Genomic DNA, 17958 nt, shown 5'->3' with positions numbered 1-17958 from the left:
TAATTTAAGGCTAAATATAGACTATTGATCAGTAGTTTGATTTTTAAGTGCCAAGGATACCTTGCTCACAGGTTGTTTATTTAATGCCGTGCAAATTGCCCAACCAGCTTTAGCCAGTCTTTCTAAATCAATTCCATGCTCTATGCCAAGTCCTTGTAGTAAGTAAACTACATCTTCAGTGGCAACATTTCCTGACGCACCCTTTGCATAAGGGCAGCCACCAAGGCCTGCAACCGCACTGTCAACCGTTGCTATACCTCGCTTTAAGGCAGTGTAAATATTTGTGAGCGCTTGACCATAAGTGTCGTGAAAATGAACAGCTAACAATGACTTATCAATTTCAGCTAGTAGCACGTCCAACAGCTCATCGACCTTTTTTGCGGTACCTACGCCAATAGTGTCACCTAGGCTTACTTCGTAACAACCAAGGTCTAATAACTTTTGACATACTTGTAGTACGCGCTGCGGATCGATATCGCCTTCGTATGGGCAGCCAAGCACACAACTAACATAACCACGAACACGAATATTATGTGATTTAGCAAAGGCCATTACATCAGTAAAGCGGGCTATGCTTTGGTCAATTGAGCAGTTAATATTCTTTTGACAAAAGGCTTCACTGGCAGCAGTAAAAATAGCAAATTCTTTAATACCTACAGCATGGGCTGCTTCTGCACCTTTTAAGTTAGGCGTAAGTGCCGTTAAATTAGTCGTAGGTAAATCAAGCGCACTGATCACATTGCTGGAATCGGCCATTTGTGGTACCCATTTCGGTGATACAAATGCGCCTGCTTCAATGTCTTTAATACCTGCATCAGCAAGAGCGTTAATTAAGGTTACCTTATCTTGAGTAGTTACTGCACGCTCGTTTTGTAAGCCATCACGGGCACCCACTTCAACAATGCGAACATGACTTGGTAGTGTACTATTCATCTGCTGCGCTCTCATCGCTGACAATTGCTAATAGGGCACCATGACTCACCAGAGCACCTTCTGCAAAACAATAGCTTTGCAATACACCATCATGGGGGGCGGTGAGCGTATATTCCATTTTCATGGCTTCAATGATCACCACAGCATCACCTTTTGTGATGGTGCTGCCAACGTCAATAAGGTGTTTTACAACGGTACCGTTAAGTGGTGCTGCAAGCGGTAGGGCATCGCTTTCGTGATCACTGATATAGTGTTTATCAAAAATATCAAAGGTAGTTTGCAATGCTTTGTACATTACTGTGATGGTATTGTCTGCAGTAACCACATGGGCGATATGTTTATTGCCATTGATAAATACACTACACAGGTTATTGTCGATACTGCCAGAGGTTGTATAGTCAACCTCATCGATGCGGACTGTGTACCCCGCTTGATGAGCTGTTGCAGTGATCGCATTATCAACGAATGGCACCTTGATTGTTGCTTCTGCATTGAGTTTAAAACCAGCTAGACTGTCCCATACGTTCTGAGTTCCTTGACGATTAAGCCCAGTTAAATAGCTAAATGCAGCTATAATGCGGCTACTAACAGCGTGTTGTTGATCAACTTTAAGCAACGCATCGCCTTGCTCTTCAATAAAGTGAGTATCAGGAGCGCCTTGCTTAAAGGTTGCATGGTTAGCAAGGGTGTGTAAAAAGCTCACATTACAACTAAAGCCCGCTAAATGAAATTGTTCAAGGGCTGTGCTTAATCGTGCTAAAGCTTGCTCGCGCGAGTCATCATGAACGATCAATTTAGCGATCATAGGATCGTAAAATGGACTGATCTCATCCCCTTGCATGATCCCAGTATCAATGCGTACATACTCAGATTGAACTGGTATATACAAGCCATTGATGGTACCAGAGCAAGGAATAAAGTCATTGCTTGGATCTTCGGCGTAAATACGCGCTTCAAAGCTGTGGCCCTGTAATTGGATATCACTTTGTTGCATGGGTAATGGGTTACCTGCGGCGACGTTAATTTGCCAATTAACTAAATCGACACCAGTCACCATTTCAGTAACAGGGTGCTCAACTTGCAGCCGGGTGTTCATTTCCATAAAGAAGAATTCATCGCCACACAGTAAAAACTCCACCGTGCCTGCACCTCGGTAATTGATCGCAAGTGCGCAGCGTACAGCGGCTTCGCCCATTTCTTTACGTAGTTCGTCAGATAAACCAGGCGCGGGGGCTTCTTCAATCACCTTTTGATGGCGGCGTTGTAATGAACAATCACGATCACCTAAGTACACACAGTTACCGTGATTATCAGCAAAAACTTGCACTTCAACATGGCGTGGTTTATTAACATAGCGCTCAAGTAGTACTAAGTCGTTACCAAAACCGGCGATTGCCTCACGCTGTGCACCTTGTAGAGCACTGATAAAGTCTTTTGCATGTTCAACCACGCGCATGCCTTTACCACCGCCACCAAAGGCTGCTTTGATAAGCACTGGGTAACCAATTTTTTCAGCTTCAGCTTGTAAAAACGCAGGATCTTGTTTGTCACCATAATAACCAGGTACTAATGGTACATTCGCGGCTGCCATTATTTCTTTGGCGCGGGTTTTTGAGCCCATTGCTTCGATACTGCTCGCTGGTGGGCCTATAAACGCAATATTATTGGCTTCACAGGCCTTTGCAAATTCACTGTTCTCAGATAAAAAGCCGTAACCAGGGTGAATGCAATCAGCACCTGCATCCAGTGCTACTTGAATAATTTTATCAGCCACCAAATAGGAGTCTTTACTCGGCGCTGCGCCAATATGGTAGGCTTCATCGGCGAGTTTTACATGTTGTGAATTTTTATCTGCATCAGAGTAAACCGCCACAGTGATTAAGCCCATTTGCTTTGCGGTACGCATAACCCGACAGGCAATTTCGCCGCGATTAGCAATAAGAATTTTTTGTAATGATTGTGTGCTCATGGTGATCCCTATTTTTGCCAATTTGGTGGGCGTTTTTCAAAAAAGGCAGATAATCCTTCTTGACCTTCTTCAGATACGCGAATTTTGGCGATACGCTCTGCGGTTAAATTTATGATTTGTTCATTAATATCATGGCCAGCTACATCGTTGATCAATTGTTTTGCTGCGCGAACCGCGACAGGGCCGTTGTTGATCAGTGTTTCGAGTAGTTGATCAAGCGCGCATTCAAGTTTACCGGTTACTTGATGAATTAAGCCTAATTGCTTGGCTGTGTGGGCATCAAAAATCTCAGCGGTTAAAAAATAACGACGTGCAGCGCGCTCGCCAATGGCTCTGATCACATACGGGCTGATTACAGCTGGAATGAGGCCAAGTTTTACTTCGCTTAAACAAAACTGTGCATTGTCTTGGCATATGGCTATGTCACAACAGGCAATTAAGCCCAGTGCGCCGCCAAATGCCGCGCCTTGCACAGCACATACCGTTGGCAGTGGGCTGCTGGCTAATACATGCATTAATTTGGCAAGTTGTTTTGAATCCGCAAGATTCTCACTAAAGTCATTGTTTGCCATGGACTTCATCCAATTAAGATCAGCCCCTGCAGAGAAATGCTCTCCCTCAGTTTTTAAAACAAGGGCGCGTACATCTAAGCTATTAGCATGCTCTATACATTGAATAAGTTCTTGGATCACTTGCTCGTTAAAGGCATTGCGCTTTTCAGGGCGACTTAAAACGAGTACAGCCACATTTGATTTAGTTATTTGTAGTGTTACTGACATACTCACGTCCTTACATTCTAAATACGCCGAATTGCGAATCACGTTTTGGTGCATTGGCTGCAGCACTGAGAGCTAAACCTAGCACACTTCGGGTATCTGCTGGATCGATGATACCGTCATCCCACAAACGGGCGCTGGCATAGTATGGATGACCTTGTTGCTCGTATTGCTCGATAATCGGCTGTTTAAACTCGCTGATTTGCTCATCAGTCATGCTTTGGCCTTTACGGGCTAAACCATCTTGTTTAACTTGCGCCATAACGCCTGCTGCTTGTTCGCCGCCCATCACAGAAATACGCGCATTAGGCCACATCCACATCATAGTCGGTTCAAACGCACGACCACACATGCCATAGTTACCTGCGCCATAAGAGCCGCCAATTAATACGGTAAATTTTGGAACATCAGCACACGAAACAGCCATCACCATTTTAGCGCCGTGTTTAGCAATGCCTTCGGCTTCGTATTTTTTACCTACCATAAAGCCGGTAATATTTTGTAAAAACACCAGTGGAATATTTCGTTGTGCGCACAGCTGTATAAAGTGCGCGCCTTTTTGAGCTGACTCACTAAACAAAATGCCATTGTTAGCAACAATCCCAACCGGATGACCATAGATTTTCGCAAACCCAGTCACTAAGGTATCGCCAAAGTAACGTTTAAACTCATCAAACGAAGAGTCATCCACGGTACGTGCAATCACTTCGCGAACATCAAATGGCTTTTTAAGATCGGTGCCAACAATGCCGTATAATTCGTTAATATCATAACGGGGTGCTTTTACTTGCTCTAATATTGGCGAAGTAGGGCGTTGATAATTAATTCGTTCAATACATTGGCGAGCAATTGATAACGCATGAGCGTCATTTTCAGCGTAATGATCGGCAACCCCTGATGTTTTACAGTGGACATCAGCGCCGCCAAGTTCTTCTGCGGTTACCTCTTCACCTGTAGCCGCTTTTACCAGCGGTGGGCCGGCTAAAAATATTGTGCCTTGCTCTTTTACAATGATGCTTTCGTCGGCCATTGCAGGCACGTACGCGCCACCTGCGGTACATAAACCCATAACGACTGCAATTTGTGGAATGCCTTTGCCCGACATACGCGCTTGATTATAAAAAATACGACCAAAGTGCAGTTTGTCAGGAAATACATCATCTTGCTCAGGTAGGTTGGCACCACCTGAATCAACCAAATATATACACGGTAGGTGACACCGCTCGGCAATATCTTGTGCGCGTAAATGTTTTTTAACGGTTAGTGGAAAATAGGTGCCGCCCTTAACTGTCGCATCATTGGCGATGATCATACATTCAACGCCTTTAACACGGCCAATACCAGCAACTACACCGGCACAAGGAATCGCTTGCTCATAAACACCAAAGGCTGCAAATTGTGAAATCTCTAAAAATGGTGAACCTTCGTCAAGTAAGGTACTAATGCGTTCACGCACGAACATTTTACCACGGCTTTCATGGCGTTCTATTAACGCTACGCCACCACCTTGACTGATCTCGCTTACTTTATCGCGTAAATCATCAACCAGTGCCGCCATATTTTTATGATTTTGCAAAAACTGCGGGTCGTGAGGGTTGACGCTTGATTTTAAAATAGTCATAGCGCTTATCCTTAACGGCTTTCAGTAAATAATTCGCGACCAATTAGCATGCGACGAATTTCCGAGGTACCGGCACCAATTTCATAAAGCTTAGCGTCACGCAATAGGCGGCCAGTGGCGTATTCGTTGATATAACCGTTACCACCAAGAATTTGAATAGCATCAAGTGCCATTTTAGTTGCCAGCTCTGCCGCATATAAAATTGCGCCTGCGGCATCTTTACGGGTCGTTTCACCGCGATCACATGAACGCGCAACAGTGTATACATAAGAGCGGGCTGCATTCATTTGTGTATACATGTCGGCTACTTTGCCTTGTATCAGCTGAAATTGACCAATCGGTGTATCAAACTGCTTACGTTCATGAATATACGGTACTACAATATCCATACAGGCTTGCATGATCCCCAGCGGGCCTGCCGCTAGCACAACACGTTCATAATCAAGGCCACTCATTAGTACCTTAACGCCTTCGTTTAAATTGCCAAGAATATTCTCTTCTGGTACTTCACAGTTTTCGAACACTAATTCACAGGTATTTGAGCCGCGCATCCCGAGTTTGTCGAGTTTTTGGGCGGTAGAAAAACCAGGGAAATTACTCTCAACAATAAATGCGGTGATGCCTTTAGCTCCAGCGGTTAAATCAGTTTTAGCATAGATCACTAAAGTATGCGCATCTGGACCATTGGTGATCCACATTTTATTACCGTTTAAAATGTACTTATCGCCTTTTTTCTCGGCTTTAAGTTTCATTGATACTACGTCAGAGCCTGCGTTTGGCTCACTCATGGCAAGGGCACCAATGTGCTCACCACTAATTAATTTAGGTAAGTATTTTTCTTTTTGTGCTTGCGTGCCATTGCGATTAATTTGATTAACACACAGGTTAGAATGAGCACCGTAACTTAGGCCGATAGAGGCACTCGCTCGGCTAATTTCTTCCATTGCGATTACGTGTTCAAGGTAACCAAGACCGGCACCACCGAGCTCTTCGGGTACGGTCATACCTAGTAAGCCCATTTCGCCAAGTTGTGGCCAAAGCTGATTAGGAAACGCATTATCAAGATCGGTTTTTTCAGCTAAAGGGGCAATTTCTTGGCTAGCAAAACTGTTTACATGATCGCGGATCATATCTGCGGTTTCGCCAAGGCCAAAGTTCATTTCTTTATATAGTGAAATAGTGCTCATGATTCATTCCTGTGTGAGAGACTGTTAATGAATAGTCATTTAATCGTTATTGTTTAAAACTAGTTATTCATCTAATTGATTTAAGGTGTCGCGACAACGACGCTCTGCGGTTACTAATTCCATCAAGACAACTTTAATGTCATCCATTTGTTGGCTTAGATCAGCTTTTTTATCTGAAATTAAGTCAAGCATAGTCACTAACTGTTTAGCGCTGGATTTATCGGCATCATAAAGTTCAAACAAACGGCCTGTTTCAGCTAAGGTAAAACCTAACCGCTTGCCACGTAAAATAAGTTTTAAACGCACTTTATCGCGTTTTGAATAAATACGGGTTTGGCCATTACGCTCAGGTGAAATTAAGCCCTGATCTTCGTAAAAGCGAATTGAGCGGGTGGTTATATCAAACTCTTTAGCCAGTTCACTGATACTAAAGGTTTGTTCATTGCTTGCCGGTTCGGCGGCTGAACTTGCAAAGTTTGTTTGATTATCTTGATTCATAGTGTTTTTACCTCATTCGAATAACTCCAATATAAGTGAAGTTTACGTAAAGGTAAAGTGGATTGTAGAACTTATACTTTAGACTAATAACCTAAAGCCATAAACAGCAGGTGTAACCTGTATTAATGCAGCTTGCAGGGGCGCTGTTTGTATTAGGCTACAGCAAAATAAAGATATGTTTACACTTTCGTTGGGCGCAAAAATCTTGATTTTAGATTTACGTTGGCGTAAACGTAAATATTATGTATGCTCATAAGCAGATTATAAATTACAGTGTTTGGCTAATCTCTGCATATGAATATAGCCAATTATAAAATGGAGCCTTTTTTATGACTACCGAAGCCGTTGTTATTGTAGCAGCAAAACGCACCCCAATGGGTGGTTTTATGGGAGCCCTTAGTGATGCAGCCGCCACTGAGTTAGGTGCAACAGCCATTGCCAGTGCGCTTGCTGACACCGGATTAAGCGATACAGCTATTGATGAAGTGATCATGGGCTGTGTATTACCGGCAGGTTTAGGTCAAGCGCCAGCACGTCAAGCAATGTTAAAAGCAGGTCTTGCGCGCAGTACTGGCGCTACGACCATCAACAAAGTATGTGGTTCAGGTTTAAAGGCCGCCATGCTTGCACATGATTTAATTAAAGCCGGTTCAATTAACAGCGCGGTTGCAGGTGGCATGGAAAGCATGACCAACTCGCCATATTTTATTCCTAAAGCGCGTGGCGGTATGCGTATGGGCCATGGCGAAATTAAAGATCACATGATGAGTGATGGCCTAGAAGACGCATACGATAATAAAGCGATGGGCTGTTTTGCTCAAGATACGGCTGATGAATACGGTATTGGCCGCGAGCAAATGGATGAATTTGCGCTTAATTCACTGACCAAAGCCAATGCAGCGATTGCAAATGGCGATTTTGTAAATGAAATTGCGCCGCACACTATTAGCTCTCGCAAGGGCGATGTAACCATCAGCATTGACGAGCAACCAGGTAATGCACGCCCAGAAAAAATTCCCGGTCTGCGTGCTGCGTTTAAAAAAGACGGCACCATCACTGCGGCTAATTCATCGTCAATTTCAGACGGTGGCGCAGCCCTTATTTTAATGAGTGAATCGCACGCCAAAGCACAAGGGCTTACGCCACTGTGTCGTATTGTTGCGCACAGTACCCATTCTCAAAAACCAAGTGAGTTTACTCTTGCTCCTGTTGGCGCAATGAATAGTTTGCTTGCAAAAGCAGGCTGGACAACTGACGACGTTGACTTATGGGAAATTAACGAAGCATTCGCCATGGTAACAATGTTGGCGATTAATGAATTAAAACTTGATGCCAGCAAAGTGAATGTTAATGGTGGTGCTTGTGCACTTGGCCACCCAATTGGTGCTAGCGGCGCACGTATTTTAGTGACACTTATCCATGCTCTTAAAAATCGTGGCCTGAAAAAAGGCGTAGCATCTTTATGTATTGGCGGTGGCGAGGCGGTCGCACTGGCGGTTGAAGCACTATAAATTAGTTAAATTTAAACTCTTACAGCCGTAGGCTCTTTTAACAATAACTACTGCGGCTTAATTTATTACCCTCTGGGGAGGAGTGCGTTATGCACCAAGTACCATTACTGATCAACGGCGAATTTGTTCAATCAACATCAGATCAACTGATTGACGTTATTAATCCAGCAAACCAAGAAGTGTTAGCACAAGTTCCGTGTGCTACCGACGCTGAAATGGATGCGGCTATCGCATCTGCCAAAGACACCTTTAAAAGCTGGAAAGACGTGCCAATTACTGAACGTGCGCGCATTATGATGAAGTATGCAGCACTTTTAAAAGAGCACCACGATGAACTAGCCACCATTATTTGCCATGAATTAGGCAAAACCTTTGAAGATGCCAAAGGCGATGTTTGGCGTGGTATTGAAGTGGTTGAGCAAGCAGCTAATGCGCCATCTTTAATGATGGGCGAAACCATGGAAAACGTGGCCCGTAAAATCGATACTTACTCATACATGCAACCACTGGGTGTGTGCGCGGGTATTACGCCGTTTAACTTTCCAGCGATGATCCCACTATGGATGTTCCCACTGGCGATTGTCTGTGGTAACACCTTTATTTTAAAACCCTCTGAGCAAGATCCGCTGACGCCAATGCGACTCGCTGAACTGTTCATTGAAGCCGGCGCACCTGCAGGTGTACTACAAGTTGTTCATGGCACTAAAGTACAAGTTGACCGCTTATTAGAAGATCCCGCAGTACGCGCAATTTCGTTTGTTGGCTCGTGTGGCGTAGGTGAATACATTTACTCTAAAGGCACGGCTAATTTGAAACGTGTACAAGCCTGTGTCGGTGCTAAAAACCACATGGTGATCATGCCTGATGCAAGTCGCTCACATGTAGTTAATAACCTTGTTGGTGCCTCTGTTGGTGCTGCGGGTCAGCGTTGTATGGGTATTTCAGTGGCGGTGTTTGTTGGCCAAGCGAAAGACTGGGTTGAAGACATCAAAGCCGGTTTTGCCAATGTGCGCCCGGGTGTGTGGGATGACAAAGATGCAGCCTATGGTCCGCAAACATCGACCGCAGCCAAAGCGCGTATTTTGTCACTGATTGCACAAGGTAAAGAGCAAGGTGCAACGTGTTTAATTGATGGTTCTGATTTTACTGTTGCAGGCCATGAAAAAGGTAACTGGGTAGGACCTACCTTATTTACTGACGTCACCACTGAGATGGATTTATACAAAGAAGAAATTTTTGGCCCAGTACTGGCGTGTATGTTTGTTGATTCGCTTGATGAAGCAATCGCGCTTATAAATGATTCTCCATTTGGGAATGGCACGTCGTTATTCACCTCAAGTGGTGCGGTTGCGCGTAAGTTCCAACATGAGATTGAAGTCGGTCAAGTGGGTATTAACGTACCAATTCCTGTGCCACTGCCATTCTTTTCGTTCACCGGTTGGAAAGGTTCATTCTATGGCGATACGCATACGTACGGTAAGCAAGGTATTCGTTTTTATACTGAGACCAAAACAATTACTTCACGTTGGTTTGAAGATGAGATTGCCTCTGGCCCAAACATGAGCATTAATCTTAAATAACTAATTTAACTTACTCCACATAATAAAAAAGAGGGGCACGAAGGCTATTTCACACACAATATTGCCTTCGTTGCTCTTCACGAATATCTAATTTGACAACGCAATTATAAACAAGAGGTCTCCAATGGACTTTAATTTAACAGAAGATCAGCAAGCATTTGCTCAAACAGCTCGTCAATTCTCAGAATCAGCACTGGCTCCTTATGCAGCAAAATGGGACCGCGAACATATTTTTCCAAAAGATACCATTAAAGCTGCAGGTGAACTGGGTTTCTGTGGTTTGTATACGCCAGAGGAAGCAGGCGGTTTAGGCCTGTCGCGCTTAGATTCAAGTATTATTTTTGAACAGTTGGCGATGGGTTGTACAGCTACAACCGCCATGTTGACCATTCACAATATGGCGACCTGGATGATTGCAAGTTTTGGTACTGAGCAAACAAAAGCTCAATATTGTGATCAACTTGTTATGGGAGAGCTACTAGCTTCTTATTGTTTAACAGAGCCTGGTTCAGGCTCCGATGCAGCCTCATTGAAAACAAAAGCGGTTCGTGATGGCGATGATTACGTGATCAATGGCTCAAAAATGTTTATCTCAGGCGCAGGCGAGACCGAAGTGTTAGTGGTTATGGCGCGTACTGGCGGCGAAGGTGCGGCAGGTATTTCTGCGTTTGTAGTACCGGCTGATGCCAAAGGCGTTGAATACGGTAAAGCAGAAGAAAAAATGGGCTGGAATGCGCAGCCAACACGATTAATTAGTTTTGAAGATGTACGCATACCTGCTCATAATTTATTAGGTCAAGAAGGTGAAGGCTTTAAGTTTGCAATGCAAGGCCTTGATGGCGGGCGTATAAATATTGCAACTTGTTCAATTGGCACTGCCCAAGCGGCACTTGAAACAGCCCGTGAATACTTAAAAGAACGCACACAATTTGGTAAACCGTTGGCTGCTTTTCAAGCGCTGCAATTTAAAATTGCCGATATGAATACAGAGCTTGTTGCGGCGCGTCAAATGGTGCGTTTAGCGGCTTTTAAACTTGATAATAATGACAGCGAAAAAACTACTTATTGCGCCATGGCAAAGCGTTTTGCCACTGATGTCGGTTTTACTGTGTGTAATGACGCACTACAAATTCATGGTGGTTATGGTTATATCAAAGAATACCCACTGGAGCGCCATGTACGTGATGTGCGCGTTCATCAAATTCTTGAAGGTACTAACGAGATCATGCGGGTGATTATTGCACGCCGTATTTTAGCTGAATCAGCAGCCGATATTTTATAAGGAGCGCGAAATGTCAAACCCAAGTATTGAATTAACCATTGAAGGTCACGTAGCGATTTTAACCATGTCTAATCCGCCAGCGAATACCTGGACTAAAGACACGTTAATTGCCTTAAAAAATATGGTAAATGAGCTCAATGACAATAAAAATGTTTACTCCTTAGTGATCACCGGTGAAGGTGAAAAATTCTTCAGTGCTGGTGCTGATTTAAATGTATTTGCTGGTGGCGATAAAGGCGTAGCAGCGACTATGTCGCAAGTATTTGGTGACGCATTTGAAGCATTAACTGCATTTAGAGGTGTATCCATTGCCGCGATCAATGGCTATGCCATGGGTGGTGGTCTAGAAGTGGCGTTAGCATGTGATATTCGCATTGCAGAAGAGCAAGCACAAATGGCACTACCAGAAGCCAAAGTAGGTTTACTACCGTGTGCGGGTGGCACGCAAAACCTAGCATGGTTAGTTGGTGAAGGCTGGGCTAAACGTATGATCTTATGTGGTGAGCGTCTAAAAGCAGATAAAGCCCTACAAATCGGCTTAGTTGAAGAAGTGGTACCACAAGGCGAAAGTCTTGCTGTGGCACTTAAATTAGCTACTCAAGTGGCAGATCAAAGTCCTGTTGCTGTTAGTGCCTGTAAAACCCTGATCCAAAAGGGCCGCACTCAGCCAATGGCGCATGTATTACCGCTTGAACGTGAGTTATTTGTTGGTTTGTTTGATACACAAGATCAACAAGAAGGGGTGAATGCCTTCCTAGAAAAACGCAAAGCAAATTGGGTGAATGGCTAATGATTGAGTTAACGCAATTAAATTCACCAGATGCGCCCGTGGTGTTTGAAACTGCGAGCGCTGCAAACGGCTCACTCATTGGTTTTGCCACGCTCAACTCCCCTAAATCGTTAAATGCACTTAATTTTGAGATGATCAAATTATTAGCGCCGCAACTTAACGCATGGGCGGCTGACAGTAGTGTTGCGATGGTGATACTTAAAGGGGCAGGGGATAAAGCATTTTGTGCCGGTGGTGATGTAGTCAGCCTGCATAATGCTATGAACAGCGGTGAACCGGCAAATCTAATAGAAGATTACTTTGCTCACGAGTATCGCCTTGACCACCTCATTCATTGTTATGATAAACCGATCCTTGTTTGGGGTAATGGTATTGTGATGGGCGGCGGTTTAGGCTTAATGGCGGGAGCAAGTCATCGTGTGGTAACTGAGAACTCACGTATAGCTATGCCTGAGCTAACAATTGGTTTATACCCAGATGTAGGCGGCAGTTATTTTCTACATAAAATGCCTGAACATGTCGGCTTATTTTTGGGGTTAACTGCAGCGTCTATTAATTGTGACGATGCAATGTATGTGGCATTAGCTGATCACTACCTCAAAGCGGATAAATACGACACTCTGATTGAGCAATTGTGCAGCATTAAGTGGGGTAAAACGGCTTCATTGAATCACGAGAAGCTGACCAGTTTACTTACCGAACTTGATAATGTTTCTGGGCGTATGCCAAAAGGCAATGTAAAGGCGCATTTAGCCACCATTCAAAAATTGGGTGAGCTTACTGATCTACGCGATAAAGTAAATTATATCTTAAATCTAGAAACTGACGATACGTGGCTTACCCGAGCGCAAAAAGCATTAAAGCATGGTTGCCCGCTCAGTTGCGCCTTAGTTGAGCGTCAACTTGCCAGTTCAAAAGGTAAAAGTTTAGGCGAATGTTTTCAAATGGAACTGGGTATGTCGGTTCGCTGTGGTGAAGTCGGCGAGTTTCAAGAAGGTATTCGTGCGTTACTGATTGATAAAGACGGCGCGCCTAATTGGCAGTTTAAAACGCTTGAACAGATCCCAGATGAATTAGTCGAGAGTTTTTTTGTTCAACGTTGGGATCACGACTCACATCCACTAAAACAACTTACACAAGGATAATGTTATGTCACTTTCTATTGGTTTTATTGGTTTAGGTAACATGGGTGGCCCAATGGCTGCCAACTTAGTTAAAGCGGGTCATCAGGTTAAGGTGTTTGATTTAAACCGAACGGTCGTAAATCTACTTGCTGAAAATGGCGCGATCGCCGCGGATGATGCTAAACATTGTGCAACGGATGTTGATGTATTGATCAGCATGCTACCGGCCAGTAAGCACGTTAAGTCACTTTATTTAGGTGATACCGGACTTGTACATATTTTAGCAAAGTCAACGTTAGTAATTGATTGTTCAACGATTGATGCAGCATCAGCACGCGACGTAGGCGCTGAGCTTAGTGAACATGGTATCGACTTTGTTGACGCGCCGGTATCCGGTGGTGTTGCCGGTGCAACGGCAGGTACACTGACCTTTATCGTCGGTGGTGGCGATGAGCAATTTGCTAAGGCCCAACCGGTGCTTACTGATATGGGTAAAAATATCTTTCATGCAGGTGATATTGGCGCAGGACAAGTCGCAAAAATTTGTAATAACATGCTATTGAGTATTTTAATGGCGGGAACCAGTGAAGCAATTCAAATGGGTATAAATAATGGCCTTGACGCAAAAGTGCTGAGCGACATTATGACCGCCAGCTCTGGTCGTAACTGGACCCTTGAGCTTTACAATCCTTGCCCAGGTGTGATGGACACAGCCCCTGCTAGTAATGATTATAAACCAGGCTTTATGGTTGACTTAATGGCTAAAGACCTAGGTCTTGCGATGGAAGCCGCGCAGCAAAGTAATTCAGTAACCCCGATGGGGTCAATGGCTAAAAACCTTTATACCATGTTGCAACACCAAGGTGCGGGCAGCGAAGACTTTAGCGCCATATTTAAATTATTCTCGAAGGAGTAACAGGTGGAAATTAAAAATAATACCGTGGTGATCACCGGTGGCGCGCAAGGCTTAGGCTTTGCAATGGCGCATAAACTTGCGTCGCTTGGTGCTAATATTGCGTTAATTGATATGCAACAAGCGCTGTTAGATGATGCAGTTGCTGAGCTTAGCCAACATGGTGTAACTGTAAAAGCCTATGTTGCCAATGTGACTGATGAAGATGCGGTGGTAAATACATTTAATACCATCAATACAGATTTTGGTCATATTGGTGTATTGATAAATAATGCCGGTATTTTACGCGATGGTATGTTTATCAAAGCTAAAGAAGGCAAAGTGGTTGCTAAAATGGCGCTTGATCAATTTAAGTCAGTGATTGATGTAAACTTAACCGGCGTGTTTTTAGCGGGGCGTGAAGCTGCATGTCATATGATTGAATCGGGTAAAGGTGGCGTGATAGTTAATATGTCGAGTGTTGCTCGTGCAGGTAACATTGGTCAAACTAACTACGCTGCGTCGAAAGCGGGTGTGGTAGCAATGACTACAGGTTGGGCAAAAGAGCTTGGCCGTTTTGGTATTCGTGTAGGTGCCATTGCACCGGGCGTTATTCGTACTAATATGACTGATGCTATGAAACCAGAAGCCAAGCAGCGTATGCTAGCAGTAACACCCGTAGGGCGCTTTGGTGAAGCGGATGAAATTGCACACACTGCGCAGTATATTATCGAAAACGACTTCTTCACCGGTCGCGTGGTTGAGATTGACGGCGGTATTCGTTTGTAAGTAAACCTTTTTTAAGTGTAATAAAACGGCAAGCCTCGGCTTGCCGTTTTTGTTTTATAGCTTAATTGGTTAATAAAGTAGCATTTTAAATGGTACTGTATGTATAGGGCTGTGTTGTAGTTGAGTGTGGGTATTAAAAATTTATATCATAATGCCTCTTTTATCCATGTTTGATCTGAATACTCAGTGTTATCTTCCATAAACCTAAACCAGCTTAAATAATTCTCAATGTAGTCTGTACCAATGCCATTAAAACGTCTTAACCATGCCTTCCAGCGCATCATATAATTATTAAGTGTTTGGATATGGTAAATACCTTCTACCACTCTTTGGTTATCCAAGCCAATCAAGCGTTTATGGTCAATATCGAGTTCTTTAGCAATACCTTTATACGATAAGTTTCCATCAGTACAAAGCACTGAGCCTGATGATAATAAAGGCTTCAATTGTGCTTGAATATTTTCTTTTGTATTTCGCTCTAAAACCTTGTGAGATATAGCACCACTACGATCAAGAGCAATGAAAATAGGAACTTTTTCGATTTTTCCACCACCACGTTTACGGGACTTACGGTTAATAACCCTCTTACCTTTAAAAGATTCTGGTAAAGATGTTTCATCAGCTTCAATAACACCCGTTAGTACTGAAGGATTAAAGCTGGCAGGGGCTTTAATAAACATATGTCTCCAACGAAATGACGTTCTAAGTGTTATATTCAAAGCTTTAGCTGATTTTCTAAGGGATACGCCTTCCCACATCAATTTGGTATATTCGATCCACTTCTCAGCCTTTTTCATTCGGTAAAGTGGTGAGTCTGCAAGTGCATTAAATGTTTTGTTGCATGATTTACACTTAAAGCGCTGAATTCCTTGCTTTGTCATTCCCCAACGATTTAGATTATGTGAATCACAATGGGGGCAATGAGATATTGATTCTTCATGGTCGGCAATGGCTTGACCTACTTGGTTAGTGTCAATATTTGATTCAACTTCGTGGCGAAGCTTTTTAAGTTGAGCGTAATTTAAGTTGGTAATGTGATGTAGTATATTTTGAAACTGCTTGGAAGCCATATTGCACCTGCCGTTGTTGGGTTTCAGTACATTAACTATAGTTCACCAACACCGAAAGACAACATAGCCATGTATATACAGTGCTTTTTATTTGTCAGTAATAGCTTAACTATTTGAGCTGTAATTCATCTAGCGCTTCCTATTTTAGTTGTCATAGTTGCGATGAACTTCTACTATTAATTATCTATTTGTTCTTATAATGATAAGCACCTTCAGGGATCAAACATACATGATTGAGATAAACGAACAGATACTGAAAGATATAAATAGAAATTTTATTATTCCTCCTAAACCTGAAATATTAACTGAGTTACAAAATTTAATAGCAACTGGCGATGCGCCTATTGCTGATGCTGCTAAGGTAGTGGTAAAAGACTTAGCGATTTCATCAGCAATACTAAAAATAATAAATTCTCCTGCTTATGGCTTATCTCGTACTGTGGCTGATATAAAACAAGCCGTGATGTTTCTTGGTTGGGATGGAGTCAATGCGCTTGCACAGGGCTTGAAATTAAAAGAAATGTTTGCAACCGATAACAGCTGTATTAGTTTAGAAAGATTTTGGGATACTTCAACCGAGATTGCTAATGTAAACATGATGATAGGTCAGCGTCTTAAAAAACAGATAGCCATAGAGCCCTTGTATACGCTTGGGCTTTTTCATGATTGTGGTGTGCCTCCTATGGCAATAAAATATGATAATTATTTAACCGCTTTACACTGCGCTAATCAAACAGACAAAGAAACTATTATTGAGATTGAAGAGCGTTTATATAAAACAAACCATGCAGTTGTTGGCTATTATTTTGCTAATAGTTGGCATTTACCAAAAGAGATATGTCAGTTAATCCTCAACCACCACAATGCAGCTATTCTTGCTGAGGTGACAGATACAGATGAACAAATCTGCTTTGCTATTTTGAAAATGTCTGAAAACTTAGTGACTATGGTCAGACGAGGCTCGCCTATACCACAATGGGGTATTATAGAATCAAAAGTCTTAGATGTACTGCATTTGAATGATGATGAGTATTGTGACTTACAAGAGGACGTTATTGATTTTTTAAACAGTTGCTCATAAATAATTAATTAAGGTTCTTAGCTTTCGCCTCAGCTATCGTTTAGTGCCAATGTTAGTCCAGTTTTTAGCACTATATTTCTACTTGCTTGGGTACCTTACTGAGCAGCCTAATAACCTTGAGCCGCTGTTACCTTGGAACATTGAGTAAACTAGGTGTTGTTAGCTATACGCTTACCGTTGAAGCTCGAAAACAAAAGGAATTAACATTGCGCTAGGCAATGACTTAGCTTCACAAGGTTTAGTGTCACTGAGAGATATTTGGATACATATTCATTACTGGAGATGACCCGCCCATCGCACTTCATTTTAATAAAAAGTGCATGATGGGTGGTGTGGGGGCTGGAGGTTAGAGACCTCCGGCTACCCGATTAGGTTAAATTAATCACCGTGCCTCCAGACTGGAAAAGCATATTCTAAGCCTTGTTCTGCATGTAAATCTAATAGTGGATCTAGTGCATCAAGATCTAGTCCTGGCGGTACATCGACTGACATTAAAGAAAACTGGTTGAGAGTCTCAACTTTACAACCTAGTCGTTTAAGCATATCTATGAAAAAAGTGGTATCGATACCATCATTATTCATAACCCAGATAACAGAATGACCTGACTTTTTTACAACTTTAAATTCAAATATATGCTCATTTACTTCATCAGGAGTAGCAGAAAAAATATCGCCATAAGCCAAATCAGGAACAAAGAAAGGGGCATTAACTAACTTATAGTTACCATTAACTCGCTCGCACCAAGCACCTTCAGCACTTACTGGTGGCCAACCGTTTTCGATATCTAAAGCGAACATTACTTTTTTGGCAGACACTGAACTTCCTTTTTCACCTAACGAGCTTGTAGAATAACT

General features: G+C 42.9%; 16 protein-coding genes. 8 read left to right on the top strand and 8 right to left on the bottom strand.

Annotated features, from left to right (window positions below; all coding sequences use genetic code 11):
* Positions 1-21: 21 nt before the first annotated feature.
* From PSR9079_RS16445 to PSR9079_RS16420, 6 genes are all read right to left on the bottom strand, one after another.
* Complete coding sequence (locus tag PSR9079_RS16445) at positions 22-933, bottom strand: hydroxymethylglutaryl-CoA lyase (RefSeq protein WP_149982466.1); 912 nt, start codon at positions 931-933, stop codon at positions 22-24.
* Complete coding sequence (locus PSR9079_RS16440; RefSeq protein ID WP_149982465.1) at positions 926-2902, bottom strand: acetyl/propionyl/methylcrotonyl-CoA carboxylase subunit alpha; 1977 nt, start codon at positions 2900-2902, stop codon at positions 926-928. Before PSR9079_RS16440 ends, PSR9079_RS16445 begins: the two co-directional genes overlap by 8 nt.
* Positions 2903-2910: 8 nt before the next feature.
* Positions 2911-3681: an enoyl-CoA hydratase/isomerase family protein gene (locus PSR9079_RS16435; protein ID WP_149982464.1), complete on the bottom strand. Its 771-nt coding sequence runs from the start codon at positions 3679-3681 to the stop codon at positions 2911-2913.
* A gap of 10 nt (positions 3682-3691) precedes the next feature.
* The gene (locus PSR9079_RS16430; protein WP_149982463.1) at positions 3692-5299 is read right to left on the bottom strand and encodes a carboxyl transferase domain-containing protein; all 1608 of its coding nucleotides are present in this window, start codon (positions 5297-5299) and stop codon (positions 3692-3694) included.
* Between the two features lie 11 nt (positions 5300-5310).
* A complete protein-coding gene (locus PSR9079_RS16425) occupies positions 5311-6486 on the bottom strand; it encodes an isovaleryl-CoA dehydrogenase (protein ID WP_145233275.1) in 1176 nt (391 codons plus the stop codon).
* 63 nt (positions 6487-6549) lie between these two features.
* Positions 6550-6984, bottom strand: a complete 435-nt coding sequence (locus tag PSR9079_RS16420; RefSeq protein WP_145233276.1) for a MerR family transcriptional regulator — start codon at positions 6982-6984, stop codon at positions 6550-6552.
* A 329-nt stretch (positions 6985-7313) separates the two neighbouring features.
* Here PSR9079_RS16420 and PSR9079_RS16415 point away from each other — a divergent pair, with 329 nt between their 5' ends.
* From PSR9079_RS16415 to PSR9079_RS16385, 7 genes are all read left to right on the top strand, one after another.
* Positions 7314-8495, top strand: a complete 1182-nt coding sequence (locus PSR9079_RS16415; protein ID WP_145233277.1) for a thiolase family protein — start codon at positions 7314-7316, stop codon at positions 8493-8495.
* Between the two features lie 89 nt (positions 8496-8584).
* Positions 8585-10075 (top strand): CoA-acylating methylmalonate-semialdehyde dehydrogenase, encoded by a 1491-nt coding sequence (locus tag PSR9079_RS16410; RefSeq protein ID WP_149982462.1) that lies wholly within the window; start codon positions 8585-8587, stop codon positions 10073-10075.
* A 124-nt stretch (positions 10076-10199) separates the two neighbouring features.
* Positions 10200-11357, top strand: a complete 1158-nt coding sequence (locus tag PSR9079_RS16405) for an acyl-CoA dehydrogenase family protein (RefSeq protein WP_149982461.1) — start codon at positions 10200-10202, stop codon at positions 11355-11357.
* 10 nt (positions 11358-11367) lie between these two features.
* Complete coding sequence (locus tag PSR9079_RS16400) at positions 11368-12147, top strand: enoyl-CoA hydratase (protein ID WP_145233284.1); 780 nt, start codon at positions 11368-11370, stop codon at positions 12145-12147.
* On the top strand, positions 12147-13292 hold the full coding sequence (locus tag PSR9079_RS16395; protein WP_149982460.1) for an enoyl-CoA hydratase/isomerase family protein: 1146 nt from the start codon (positions 12147-12149) through the stop codon (positions 13290-13292). The genes PSR9079_RS16400 and PSR9079_RS16395 overlap by 1 nt, the downstream gene beginning before the upstream one ends.
* Before the next feature lie 4 nt (positions 13293-13296).
* Complete coding sequence (mmsB, locus tag PSR9079_RS16390; protein WP_149982459.1) at positions 13297-14187, top strand: 3-hydroxyisobutyrate dehydrogenase; 891 nt, start codon at positions 13297-13299, stop codon at positions 14185-14187.
* A 3-nt stretch (positions 14188-14190) separates the two neighbouring features.
* On the top strand, positions 14191-14952 hold the full coding sequence (locus PSR9079_RS16385) for an SDR family oxidoreductase (protein ID WP_145233291.1): 762 nt from the start codon (positions 14191-14193) through the stop codon (positions 14950-14952).
* A gap of 146 nt (positions 14953-15098) precedes the next feature.
* Here PSR9079_RS16385 and PSR9079_RS16380 read toward each other — a convergent pair whose 3' ends face one another.
* On the bottom strand, positions 15099-16022 hold the full coding sequence (locus tag PSR9079_RS16380; RefSeq protein WP_149982458.1) for an IS1595 family transposase: 924 nt from the start codon (positions 16020-16022) through the stop codon (positions 15099-15101).
* Between the two features lie 229 nt (positions 16023-16251).
* Here PSR9079_RS16380 and PSR9079_RS16375 point away from each other — a divergent pair, with 229 nt between their 5' ends.
* Positions 16252-17103 carry an HDOD domain-containing protein gene (locus tag PSR9079_RS16375; protein ID WP_149982457.1) on the top strand — a complete coding sequence of 284 codons (852 nt, stop codon included), beginning with the start codon at positions 16252-16254 and terminating at the stop codon, positions 17101-17103.
* Between the two features lie 378 nt (positions 17104-17481).
* On the opposite strand, the gene PSR9079_RS16370 is transcribed toward PSR9079_RS16375, so the two are convergent.
* Entirely contained in the window at positions 17482-17919 is a 438-nt protein-coding gene (locus tag PSR9079_RS16370) for a DUF4265 domain-containing protein (protein ID WP_149982456.1), read from the bottom strand.
* Positions 17920-17958 lie beyond the last annotated feature (39 nt).

The sequence above is a fragment of the Pseudoalteromonas rhizosphaerae genome, from assembly GCF_902498845.1.
Classification (GTDB): Bacteria; Pseudomonadota; Gammaproteobacteria; order Enterobacterales; family Alteromonadaceae; genus Pseudoalteromonas; species Pseudoalteromonas rhizosphaerae.
Note: the sequence above shows the minus strand (reverse complement) of the source record. Positions and strands in the feature narration are given on the sequence as shown.